Here is an 11,786-nt window from a genome sequence, read left to right on the forward strand (position 1 = left end):
CCGCACAGCGCCGTGAAGCAGGAAGCCCCCAGAAGGGCCAGACGGCCCAGGCTGGAATCCTCGTCCTTTAGGGCGGGGAGCACGTCAACGCCATGGTGACCTTCTCGACCTTCGGGGCGCCGCCCCAGTGGTCGGGGTTGGCCTTGAAGGTGAGCTTCTCGCCCTTGCTCCAGGAGGCCAGGACGTACGGGCCGGTGCCGACGGGCGCGGTGTTGAAGGCGCCGGTGTTGGGGTCCTGGCCGCCCGCGACGTGCTCGGGGACGATCGGCAGCACCGTGCGGCCGGCGAAGGGCGCGTACGGGTACTTGAGGGTGAAGACGACCTTGTCGTCGCCGTCCGCGCGCACCGTCTCGATGGCGTCGAGTTCGCTGCGGGAGGTGTTGTTGGTCTTCTCGTCGAGGACGGTCTCGTACGTGAAGACCACGTCGGCGGAGGTGAGCGGTTCGCCGTCGCTGAACTGCACCCCGTCGCGGAGGGTGTAGGTGTAGGTGAGGCCGTCGTCGCCGATCTCGGGAAGTGCCTCGGCCAGCGCCGGTGTCAGTTTCAGGTCGGCGTCGCGGGCGAGCAGCCCGTCGAAGATCTTGGAGTTGCCGTCCTTGCCGTAGCCGAGGAGCGGGCTCAGGGTGTCCGGTTCCGAAGCCACGCCGATCACGACGGAGTTGCCTGCCCCGCCGCCCCCGTCTCCCCCGCCGCCGTCGGGACCGCCGGGTGCGGAGCACGCGGCCAGTCCTGCCGCCAACGCCGTAGCGGCGGCGGCAGTCCGTATCCGTCGGGTCGCCATATCCTCACACCTTCTCTTGCAGCCAATGCGCTGTTGCATATTAATCGCAAGAGAGGTTGCCCCAGGTCCGCGCCCGCCACACACCGGGGGCGCGCCCGCCGCCCACCGTCAACTCGGCTCCCCGCGCGGGCCGTTGCGCGTAATCAAGCAGTGGCGCGAGGGATGCCCTGCCGGGTTCGGCGGCGGGCGGCGCGGCCAACACGTGGGCGGGGCGGGCGCGGAGGCGGGACGGGTCCGGAGGCGCGGCGGGTGCGGAGGCGGGACGGCGGCCGGCGAACCGGCTCGGCACCGACCTGACCGCCGACCTGGCTGCCGTCCTGGCTGGGGTCCTGGCTGGGGTTGTCCCCCGTTCCGGTCGTGGGGCGGGCCGGATCGCGCCCGGTCGGGCGCGAAACTAGCGTCCAGTCATGACTTCGACCCTGCGAAAGCACCTGGCCATGGCACTCGGTGTCGCCACGCTGCTCACCGCCGAGGTGGCCCCCGCCGTCGCCGAGCCCGCCGGCCCCTCTGCCGTGGAGCGGTTGCAGCGGGACACGGAGGCGATCCACGCCCTCGGTGTCAGCGGCGTGCAGGCCCGCGTGATCGGGCCCGACGGCAGGCAGTCGGTCGCCACCAGCGGCACCGCCGATCTGCGTACAGGTCGCCCCGTTGCCCCCGACGGCTACTTCCGGATGGCCAGCACGTCCAAGACGCTGGTCGCCACCGTGGTCCTCCAACTGGAGGCGGAGGGCAGGCTGTCCCTGAACGACACGGTCGACCACTGGCTGCCAGGAGTGGTGCGGGGCAACGGCAACGACGGCAGCCGGATCACCCTCCGCCACCTGCTCCAGCACACCGGCGGCATCCACGACGCCCTGCCCGGATACACCACGCCGGAGGAGTACTACCAGCAGCGCAACGACGTCCACGAACCCAAGCAGTTGGTCGACCTGGCCATGGCCCACGAGCCGGACTTCCCGCCCGGCGAGGGCTGGGCGTACTCCAACACCGGTTACGTGCTGCTCGACATGGTCATCCGGAAGGCGACCGGTCACCCCGCCCACCAGGAGATCGAACGCCGCATCCTTCGCCCGCTGGGCCTCGACCGGACCCGGTGGACGGGCACCTCGCCCACCCTGCCCCGGCCCCACGCCCGGGCCTACCAGTTCTTCGGCCCCGGTTCCCGGGTGGACGTCACCCACCAGATACCGGTGGACCACGAGAACCTCTCGTGGGTCACGACCACGCGGGACGAGAACCGCTTCCTGCGCGCGCTGCTCGACGGCCGCCTCCTGCCGGCACGGCAGTTGGCCAGGATGAAGCAGACCGTCCCCGTGAGCGCCGAGGTCCAACAGCTGTGGCCCGGCGGCCGATACGGCCTCGGCCTGGTCGAACGCCCCCTGAGCTGCGGAGGAACCTACTGGGGCCATGAGGGCGGGGACGGCGGCTACATCACGCTCAACGGCGTCACCGACGACGGCGCGCGAAGCGCCGTGGTCTCCACGTCCGAGGCCCGCGGCGACACCCTGGAGCACATCCTGGAGCAGGAGAACACGGCCGGCGCCCTGATCGACCACGCGCTGTGCGCCGGGAGCCGCGGCACCCCGTGAGCGGAGGTGCCGCGTCCCGCGCCCCGTCCGAGCCGTGCGCGGGACGCGGCGGGCACGAGCGTCGCGTCACCCGCGGTGGGTCTCCAGCAGCCTCAGCCACACCTCGCTGATCGTCGGGAACGCGGGAACGGCGTGCCAGAGGCGTTCCAGTGGGACCTCGCCGGCGACGGCGATCGTCGCGGAGTGGAGCAGTTCGCCGACGCCGGGGCCGACGAAGGTGACTCCGACGACGGTGCCGCGCTCGGGGTCGACCAGCATCCGGGCCCTGCCGCGGTAGCCCTCGCCGTACTGGTGGGCTCCCGCGAGGCGTGCGAGGTCGTAGTCGACCACGTCCACGCGGCGGCCGGTGCGTTCGGCCTCCTGCACGGTCAGGCCGACGGCGGCCGCCTCGGGGACGGTGAAGACGACCTGCGGTACGGCCGCGGTGTCGGCGGTCGCGGCGTGTGCGCCCCACGGGGAGTCGTCGACCGGTTCGCCCGCGGCGCGGGCTCCTATGACGGCACCGGCGATCCGGGCCTGGTACTTGCCCTGGTGGGTGAGCAGGGCCCGCCGGTTGACGTCTCCGACGGCGTAGAGCCAGCCGTCGGGGACGGCGGTCACCCGGAAGGTGTCGTCCACGCCGAGCCAGTCGCCCGGTGTCAGGCCGACGGTCTCCAGGCCCACGTCCGAGGTCCGCGGTGCCCGGCCGGTGGCGAGCAGGATCTCGTCCGCCTCCAGTTCCTCGCCGTTGGCCAGCGTGATGTGCACCGCACCGTCCGTGTCGCCCTCGCGGGTCAGGTGCTTCACCGAGGTGGCGAACCTGATGTCGACGCCGGCTTCCCGCAGGCCGTCGGCGACCATCTCGCCGGCGAAGGGCTCCATCCGCTGCAGCAGCCCGTCCTCCAGGACCAGCATGGTCACTTGGGATCCGAGGGCCTGCCAGGCGGTGGCCATCTCTACGGCGACCACCCCGCCGCCGATCACGGCCAGTCGGCCCGGTGCCCGGTCGGAAGTGGTCGCCTCGCGGCTGGTCCAGGGGCGGACCGAGTCGAGGCCGGGGATGGGGGGTGTCGCCGCGCTGGTGCCGGTGCTGAGGACCACGGCGTGCCGTGCGGTCAGGTGGACCGTGTCGCCCTGCGCCGTCCGCACCGCCACCCGGCGGGGGCCGTCGAGGCGGCCGTGGCCGCGGACGAGGTCCACGGAGACCGAGTCCAGCCAGTCGACCTGGCTGTCGTCCTTCCAGTGCGAGGACATCCTGTCCCGGTGCGCGAGGACCGCGTCGACGTCCAGTGGTCCGGCCGCGGCGGCGCGCAGTCCGGGTATGCGGAGGGCGTCGGCGCGGGCGACCACCGGCCGCAGCAGTGCCTTGCTGGGTTCGCAGGCCCAGAACGAGCATTCGCCGCCGAGCAGTTCACGCTCGACGATGACGGTACGAAGGCCTGCGGCGCGGGTGCGCTCTGCCACGTTCTCACCGACGGGTCCCGCACCGACGACGATCACGTCGTACTCGCGGGTGGCCTCGCTGGTCGCTGCTTCCTGCATCACGGTTTCCTGTGGTCAAGTCGGGTCGAGTGGGTGGTCGGGTGGGGTGGTGGGTGCCGGTCCGGCATCCTGTTTCGGGGGGCGGCTGCGCGCTCCGCCTGCCGGGGCCCGTGGTGTCGGTGGACTTCTCCGCCCGGCGGTCCCCGGCCTGCACGCCTGTTGCCGGTGCTGTCGCGATCAGCGGCCGGGGAAGCGCTCGGTGATCTCCTGGAGGACCCAGCCGTTGCCGTCGGGGTCGCTGAAGGAGGCGTAGGAGGCGTAGGAGGCGCCTTCGGGGTGGCGGCCCGCGATGCGTGCCTGACCGGGCAGGTCGTGGTTGACGGTTCCGCGGGCGTGGTTGTGGAAGAGCACGCCCTTGTCGTCGTGGAAGACCTCGCTGACCTCGACGCCCCGCTCCAGGAGCTCCCGGCGGGCCTCCTCGATGTCGGTGACGATGAGGTACAGGCCCTGCGTGGAGCCCGGCTCGGCGGAGGTGAGGCCCTTGCCGAAGATGATCGACGCCTCGGATCCCGGCGGCGTGAGATGGACCGCGCTCCACTCGGAGGTGGGGGCGGCGTCGACGTCCAGACGGAAGCCCGCCTTCTCGTAGAAGGCCTTGGCGCGCTCGACATCGGAGACGGGCAGGACGAGGAGTTCGAGCTTCAGGTTCATGGCTTCGTTCGGCTTTCTGTGGGTTCAAGTGACCGGAACGGGGGTCGTCACCGGTTCAACTGGTGACGAGCATGCGACATCAATCGTCACCAGTCAAGGAGGTGACGATTGGATCGGGCGCGACCGTCGCACCCCACGAGGCCCCGAGAGTGTTCATTGCGCAGGTCAGGAACCACACCGAACAGCGACGGGCCGACTTCCGCACGACCCGGGATGCAAGCGGCGAGCGGCGAGCAGCACTGCTTCGAAGTATCGCGACGACGGCACCCGCCACCGCGGACCGCCACCCCTCCCCGCACAGCGAGGCCCCTCGCACCACTACGCCCACTTTCACCCCCAGCCCCACGAGGACGAACCGACACCACAGGGCGCCACCCCCTCCGCCCAGGAGCCGCACCGGCCGGGAAGGCCGGCCGAGCCCCCCGCCACCACCAATGCCACACCTCCTCGATGCGTCACCTGTTTGACAGGTGACGCATGTCGTGTGAGTCTCGATTCACGCCTTCAAGCTTTTGCGAAAGGAAATTTCGATGAGTACCTCTCCCGCGAACTCCGCAGGTCAGGATGGGGCCGACTCACCCCGGGCCCGCGGCCGGTTCTCACGCCGCGTGTTCGTCGGCGGAGCGGCCGCGGCGGCCGCCGGGGTGTCCCTGGTCGGTACGGCTGCGCTCCCGGCCGCCGCCTCCACCGCACGGCACACGCGAGAGGGCTTCGGCTCGGTGACCACCGCGCCGCGCCTGCCCGTCGGGTTCACCAAGACCTTCACCAGCCGCTTCGTCCAGGCCAACGGGATCCGCCAGCACGTGGTCGTCGGCGGTGACGGCCCGCCGCTGCTGCTGGTCCACGGCTGGCCGCAGAACTGGTACGCATGGCGCCTGCTGATGCCGGAGCTGGCCAAGAAGTTCACCGTCGTCGCGGTCGACCAGCGCGGCATCGGCCTGACCGACAAGCCCGCCGCCGGCTACGACAGCCGCACCCTGGCCAACGACCTCGTCGCCCTGATGGACGCCCTGGGCCACCGCGGCAGGTTCGCCGTGGTCGGCCACGACACCGGCATGATCATCAGCTACGCCCTGGCCGCCGACCACCCCGGCCGTGTCGCACGCGTCGCCCTGGCCGAGATCCCCGGCCCGCCCGGCGTGGTCCCCTCACCGCCGCTGTTCATCGAGGAACAGCTCAACAACAGGCTGTGGCACATCCCCTTCAACCGGGTCGACCACGAGCTCACCGAACAACTCGTCCGGGGCCACGAGGACCTCTTCTTCGGCTACGAGTTCGACATCCAGGGCGGCACGCTCCCCGAGTACGCCCGCGAGTACTACTTCCGCCTCTTCTCCGACCCCGAATCCCTGCGCGGCTCCTTCCAGCTCTACCGCTCCTGGGACACCACCCTCAAGCAGAACGAGAAGCGGGCGAAAACCAGGCTCCCCATGCCCGTCCTGGCCATCGGCGGAGCCGACAGCTGGGGCCCCGCAGTCGGCGAAGCCATGAAGGACGCCACCACCAAACTCCACACCGTGGTCCTCCCTGGCGCCGCCCACTGGGTCGCCGAACAGGCCCCCACCGCGCTCCTGCACACCCTCGACGACTTCCTCACCCCCTACCGCACACGCCGGTAGGCACGGACACGCCATGCCCGGGGCATCCGCCTGAACGGCGGGGCCGAGCACCCGATCCACCCCGGCCCCGCCCACCCGGCCGTCGCGGCCACCGCCGGCGCGTCTGCGGCAAACGACCGACGGCATCGCGCGGCGTCACCGCCACGACGCGACGCCGCAACAGCCCCCTCCCCGCGGCAGTCGCCGCACCACACACGAAGGAAGCACAGCATGTTCGGCAAACTCGGAGCCCCTGAAATCCTGCTGATCCTGGTCGTCCTGGTCCTGCTCTTCGGGGCCAAGCGCCTGCCCGGCATGGCGCGCTCCCTCGGGCAGTCCCTGCGCATCCTCAAGAGCGAGACCAAGGCCATGCGCGATCGCGACGAGGAGACGACACCCGATGCGTCCGCCTCCACGCCCCACGTCCCCGCGACCGACTCCCCCCTGACAACAGTTCCCGCTCCCGATCGCCGGGAGGCGTCCGCGGCGGCCGCCCGGGACACCTCGGGCCCCTACTGATCCCACTGCCAGGAGGCGAGAGAGGAGGTCCACCCCGTGACCACGAGCGCACCCCAGACCCCCCAGGGGGACATGCCCCTGACGGCTCACCTGCGTGAACTGCGCAACCGCCTCACGAAGGCGATCGGCGCCATCCTCGTGGCGACCGTCGTCGCAGGGCTGTTCTACAAGCAGCTCATCGACTTCGTCATCGCACCCCTGCCCGGATGCGATCCCATGACCGCCGGGACCGCGGGATCGGAGCGGTGCGGGATCGTCTCGACCAACGGCCTCCTCGCGCCCTTCACCCTCGCCCTGAAGGTCTCCCTCACCGCAGGCCTCATCGCAGCGAGCCCCGTCTGGCTCTACCAGACATGGGCCTTCCTCGCCCCGGGCCTGCACCGCACCGAGAAGAAGTACACCCGGGCCTTCCTCGGCGCCGGCATCCCGCTCTTCCTCGGCGGAGCCGCGATCGCCTACGCCATCCTCCCCACCACCGCGCGCGTCCTGATCTCCTTCACCCCCGACGCAGCCACCAACATCCTGCCCATCGACGACTTCCTCGACCTCGCCACGCGCGCCGTCGTCGTCTTCGGGCTGGCCTTCGAGCTCCCCCTCGTCCTGGTCATGCTCAACTTCGCCGGCATCGTCAGCGCCAGGCGCATGATCGGCTGGTGGCGGCACATGGTCATCGGCATCACCGTCTTCGCAGCCATAGCCACCCCCAGCAGCGACCCGCTGACCATGCTCGCCCTCGCGGGCCCCGTCACCGCCCTCTACCTCCTCGCCTGTGCCGTCGCATCGGTCAACGACCGCCGGCGCGCCCGCAAGGACCCCGCTGCCGGCCTCGGCCCGGACGAGCCCTCCGTCCTCCCCGCCCCGAAGGAGCCGGCACACAGCCGCTGACCGACCGTCCCCCGACACACCGCATCCAGGAGGCCGCACATGTTCTTCGACATGGGCCCGCTCGAAGTCATCGCCATCGCCGTGATCGCCATCGTGGTCCTCGGCCCCGAGAAGCTGCCGAAAGCCATACAGGAGGTCTCCGCGGTCATCCGCAAAATGCGATCGCTCTCCCAGACCGCGCAGAACGAGATACGCAAGGAACTCGGCCCCGAGTACTCCCACCTCGACCTCGGTGAACTGAACCCCCGCAACCTCACCCGGAAGGCACTGTCCGGGGCCGAGCGGACCCTGCGCCTCGACGACCTCGCGAAGAGCGTCGACCTGAACAAGGTCCTGACCGAGGATCGAACCCGGCCAACCTTCACCAAGGCCACCAAGTACTGAGCCCGCGCGACCGGCCGTCCCGGTCCCACGCGCTGTCTCCGCCGAGAAGCGGCACCTCCGGGCCGGACCCGCCGGAACGGATTCCCGCCACACCGCCACGAAGTCCCGGTCCGCCGCCCGGAGTCGGCATCGGCCGCCGCCGCACGGAGCCGGGCATACACATCGGCACCGTGCTCTCGCCGGCCATTCGGGACTCCGGGGTTCTGATGCGTGGAATCGGGGTCCGGGCACGCCGGGGACCCTCGGCGCGCGTTCAGCGGTGGGATGTCTCGGCGGGCGCGCAGCGTCCCGGCAGGGCCAAGGGCTCGGTGTCCGGCGCCCGACACCCGGAGACGACGCGTCATGCGTCACCCTCTTGACAGGTGACGGAATCCGCACGTACCGTCACCTTGCGAACAGGTGATGGGTGGGGGTGCCGCTTCGGATCCGGCCCGGCGGGGCGATCGTTCGAGCCCGCTGCCCCTTCCCGACATCGCGCCCAGCGCCTCACGGCGCGAAGGCGCGGCCTCTTCGCGCCGTACGCATCACCCACCAGGCCCGCCCCGGGCCCCGACCGTTGTCGTGAAGGACCCCCATGCCGATTTCTCGAGTCCTGAAACTGATGTCCGCGGCCGCGGCCGCCGTCGTCCTCTCCATCGGCTGCTTCCTGCAGCTCTTCTGACCCCACCGTCCGCGGAGGACCGGCCGGGACGGTCCGCGACCCCGTCCCCGTCGAACCGGGTTCGACCCCTGCGGGCACGGCCGCGCGGCTGCCGGACCCGGTCCGCATTGCCGCCCCGACTCCTGCCGAAAGCCCGAGCGGCGGCATCCCCGAGGGATGCCGCCGCTCATGTCACCGAAGAACTCCCCGCGCGGTTCACGGTCCTCGCCGGGCCGCGAGGAGCCCGTACCGCAATTGCTCAGAACACGTTGCGGACGAGCCACTCGTCCGGGTCGTAGTCGTTCCGGCGGGCATCGAGGGGCTCCGCGGGCCGCTCCTCGACGGTGTCCTCCAGCCGAACGTGCGTCGGCAGAGCGCCGAACCGGGCGCGGCGTCGCTCCGCGTAGGGATCGGGAGCGGCGGCGGCGGCCCCGGAGTTGCGCACCACGCCGGCCGTCTTCGACTTGTTCTTCCTGTTCACCATGTCGCAACCTCCTGCTCGGCCAACTTCCCGCTCGTCACGCTTGTTCCCCGAGCCGCCGCGACGCCTCGCAGGTCGGCAACGGGTGTTCACCACGGGGCTCGCCCTCAGCACCACGCCGGGCCGGGCAGCATCGGCGCGAGCGGCCGAATCCTCGCCGTACGGCCGCCTGCGAGGACGGCCCCGCCCTGCGCAGGCGGGACTTCGCTCAACGCCTCCGCCACGGCCCGTCCGGCCCGCCCTCGACCCGGCCCCACGGTCCGGCCGCCGCGAGCCGCACAAAGGCCGCCCCGGCAGTCCGCACCCACCCGATCAGTGGCGCCAACGTTCGAAGAGACACCACTTGACCAGTCCTGGGAGTTGGTGGCGCCAGAGCCACCAGGGCAGGCGGCGGCGCGGGACGAAGGACCACAGGTCGTCGTCGGCCTCGTTGCCACGTGGCTGAGCGCGCAGCAGGGCGAGGCACTCCCGGTCGACGGTGCGGTGCAGCCGCGCGACGTGTGCGAGCGCCACCGTGCCCTGATGCTGCCGCGCGGGGTCGGTGGCGCGGAGCGCCCGGGCCACGCGGGGCAGGATGGCCCGCGGATCGGGGTGGTGCAGGGCGAGCCCGATGACGGCGACGCCGACGTGGCGCTCACCGCGTTCGAAGGCCGCGTCGACGACGGCCGGGTCCTGGACGCCGATCAGTCCGGTCCCCTGCTCCCAGTCGAGGGCTGGGAGCAGGGGCTGCGGGATCTCCTCGTACGCCATGACCGGACGATAGGCCGAGCGGGACGGTTCGGGCCACGGGGTGCGGGATGGGCGCCGCGGCAGGGGCCCTCGGCCGCGGCCGGCCCGCACGTTCAGCCCGCGAACCGGGTCGGTGCGGTGTGGTGGGCGATCGCTTCCCGGGTGCGGGACGGATCAGTGCCGCCACAAGTCCCGGCGGAGCGCCCGTGGCCTGCTCGGCGTCACCGTTGCGCGTCGGCCCGTGCGCGGGCGCGTTCGATGTCGGGGACGTGGCTCTCGGCCCATTCCCGGACGGCACGCAAGGGCGCCAGCAGTGACCGGCCGAGGTCGGTGAGGGCGTACTCGACATGCGGAGGATTCGCGGAAATCTCCGTGCGGGAGATCAGACCGTCGTACTCCATCGCGCGAAGCGTCTCGGTGAGCGCCTTCGGCGTGATCCCCCGGATGTGCGCCTTGAGTTCGGTGAATCGCTTCGGCCTGTCGTCCAGCGCGTTGACGATGAACACCGTCCAGCGCGCCCCGATCCGGTGCAGCACGGTACGGCTGGGGCAAGTCGCGGCCATGACGTTGTAGGCCTTGCCCATGCGTGTCCCCCAAGTAGCGTTGTGGATACCGGTATTGAATCTATACCGTCCGGGCTGTGTCCCTTCCCCCTCGCACGGCCCGCCCCTCAACGGCCCGGCACCGTCGTTTCGTCGCAGCGATCGTCATCGACTCGGTCGGCACCGGTGTCTTCGTCCCCGTTTCGATGCTGTACTTCCTGGCCACGACATCGCTGACGCTGGTGCAGGTGGGCGCGGCACTGACGACGGCCGGGCTGCTGGCGCTCCCGGCGGGCCCTGTGATCGGAGGGCTGGTCGACCGGTGCGGCGCCAAGCCGGTACTGCAGGCGGCGAACCTGGCCCAGGCGCTCGGCTTCGCCGGGTACCTCCTCGTGGACCAGGCATGGCAGATCGCGGTCTGCGCCTGGTTGAACAGTGCCGGGCGGGCGGTGTCCTTCAGCTGCTACGGAGTGATCGTCACCGCGCTGGCCGCCCCCGGCCGACGTGAGCGCTGGTTCGGCCTTCTGGGGTCGGTGCGCAACCTCGGCTACGCACTCGGCGGCCTCGCCTGCGCCGTCGCCGTCGGTTTCGGCACGCAGGGCGTCTACTCCGCGATCGTGGTCGTCAACGCCCTGTCCTGTGCCGGTGCCTTCGTCCTGATGCGTGCCATGCCGAACATCCGTCCCGAGGCGGGCCAGGACGCTGCCGGGGGGTGGGGGCGCGTGCTCCGGGACCGGCGGTACCTGCTGGTGGTCGCGCATCAACTGTGCTTCGCGATCTCCTTGTTCGCCCTGAACATCGCGATACCGGTCTACGCCGTGGACGTGCTGGGACTGCCCGGTTGGACGGCCGGCGCGGTCTTCGTCCTGAACACCCTGCTGGTCGGCTTCGGCCAAGGCATCGTCGTCGGCCGGCTCGGCGGGCGGATCCGCAGCCGCGTCCTGGTCGCCGGCCACGTCTGCTTCGCGGCCGGCTACGCCCTGTTCCTCGCCGCCGACCGCGTGAGCGCGCTCGCCCTCGCGGTCGGCGTCGTGCTCCTCGGCGCGGGCAGCTACACCTTCGGTGAAATCCTCGGCGGCCCCGTCGCGGCGACCGTCGCCGCGGAGAGCGCCCCGGACGCTCTCCGCGGCCGGTACCTGGCCCTCAACCAGCTCGCCGTGACGGTCGCGGGAGCGCTCGCTCCGGCGGTGCTCTCCGGGTTGCTGTCCATCGGGGCAGCCGCCCTCTGGCCGGCCATGGTCGGCGTCAGCGTCCTCGGAGCCTTGCTCGCCCTCGCGATCGGCAAAGTGGTGCCGGCCGCCCGGAGCCCCATCGGAGGGGTCCGTCGCCGGGGCGGGACGAAACCCGCCCCGGTGACGAACTCGGCGACCGGCGGGCCGAGTTCGTTCACCCCGTCCACCACCCATGACACCCGCCGCTCCGCATCGGCCCTGCGGTCGGCCGACGACACACGAAATCCGTAGCGG

11 protein-coding genes and 1 pseudogene are annotated in these 11,786 nt (G+C 71.5%); 6 read left to right on the top strand and 6 right to left on the bottom strand.

The features are described 5' to 3' along the window. Positions 1-85: 85 nt before the first annotated feature. A pseudogene (locus IE265_RS34855) lies at positions 86-781 on the bottom strand (ABC transporter substrate-binding protein); the annotation flags it as partial. A 407-nt stretch (positions 782-1,188) separates the two neighbouring features. On the opposite strand from IE265_RS34855, the gene IE265_RS34860 reads away from it, so the two are divergent. Beyond that, positions 1,189-2,370, top strand: coding sequence for a serine hydrolase domain-containing protein (locus tag IE265_RS34860; RefSeq protein WP_190039781.1), 1,182 nt, complete (start codon positions 1,189-1,191; stop codon positions 2,368-2,370). Positions 2,371-2,436: 66 nt separating this feature from the next. Here the strand turns inward: IE265_RS34860 and IE265_RS34865 are convergent, their stop codons facing one another. Then, the gene (locus IE265_RS34865) at positions 2,437-3,891 is read right to left on the bottom strand and encodes a dihydrolipoyl dehydrogenase family protein (RefSeq protein ID WP_190039782.1); all 1,455 of its coding nucleotides are present in this window, start codon (positions 3,889-3,891) and stop codon (positions 2,437-2,439) included. A gap of 177 nt (positions 3,892-4,068) precedes the next feature. Beyond that, entirely contained in the window at positions 4,069-4,542 is a 474-nt protein-coding gene (locus IE265_RS34870; RefSeq protein ID WP_190039783.1) for a VOC family protein, read from the bottom strand. Positions 4,543-5,072: 530 nt separating this feature from the next. On the opposite strand from IE265_RS34870, the gene IE265_RS34875 reads away from it, so the two are divergent. From IE265_RS34875 to tatB, 4 genes are all read left to right on the top strand, one after another. Continuing rightward, entirely contained in the window at positions 5,073-6,161 is a 1,089-nt protein-coding gene (locus IE265_RS34875) for an alpha/beta fold hydrolase (RefSeq protein ID WP_190039784.1), read from the top strand. 210 nt (positions 6,162-6,371) lie between these two features. After that, entirely contained in the window at positions 6,372-6,659 is a 288-nt protein-coding gene (gene tatA / locus IE265_RS34880; protein WP_190039785.1) for a Sec-independent protein translocase subunit TatA, read from the top strand. 36 nt (positions 6,660-6,695) lie between these two features. Then, complete coding sequence (tatC, locus tag IE265_RS34885; RefSeq protein WP_229916898.1) at positions 6,696-7,544, top strand: twin-arginine translocase subunit TatC; 849 nt, start codon at positions 6,696-6,698, stop codon at positions 7,542-7,544. A 39-nt stretch (positions 7,545-7,583) separates the two neighbouring features. Continuing rightward, a complete protein-coding gene (gene tatB, locus IE265_RS34890; RefSeq protein WP_190039786.1) occupies positions 7,584-7,928 on the top strand; it encodes a Sec-independent protein translocase protein TatB in 345 nt (114 codons plus the stop codon). Between the two features lie 899 nt (positions 7,929-8,827). On the opposite strand, the gene IE265_RS34895 is transcribed toward tatB, so the two are convergent. The 3 genes from IE265_RS34895 to IE265_RS34905 all read right to left on the bottom strand — a co-directional run bounded on the left by IE265_RS34895 (position 8,828) and on the right by IE265_RS34905 (position 10,362). Then, entirely contained in the window at positions 8,828-9,052 is a 225-nt protein-coding gene (locus IE265_RS34895) for a hypothetical protein (RefSeq protein WP_229916899.1), read from the bottom strand. Positions 9,053-9,361: 309 nt separating this feature from the next. Next, a complete protein-coding gene (locus IE265_RS34900) occupies positions 9,362-9,799 on the bottom strand; it encodes a hypothetical protein (RefSeq protein ID WP_190039787.1) in 438 nt (145 codons plus the stop codon). Between the two features lie 200 nt (positions 9,800-9,999). Beyond that, positions 10,000-10,362: a winged helix-turn-helix transcriptional regulator gene (locus IE265_RS34905; protein ID WP_190039788.1), complete on the bottom strand. Its 363-nt coding sequence runs from the start codon at positions 10,360-10,362 to the stop codon at positions 10,000-10,002. Positions 10,363-10,418: 56 nt separating this feature from the next. Here IE265_RS34905 and IE265_RS34910 point away from each other — a divergent pair, with 56 nt between their 5' ends. After that, on the top strand, positions 10,419-11,783 hold the full coding sequence (locus IE265_RS34910; protein ID WP_229916900.1) for an MFS transporter: 1,365 nt from the start codon (positions 10,419-10,421) through the stop codon (positions 11,781-11,783). Positions 11,784-11,786 lie beyond the last annotated feature (3 nt).

Origin of the sequence: Streptomyces fructofermentans (assembly GCF_014651055.1) — a bacterium.
GTDB classification, from domain to species: Bacteria; Actinomycetota; Actinomycetes; order Streptomycetales; family Streptomycetaceae; genus Streptomyces; species Streptomyces fructofermentans.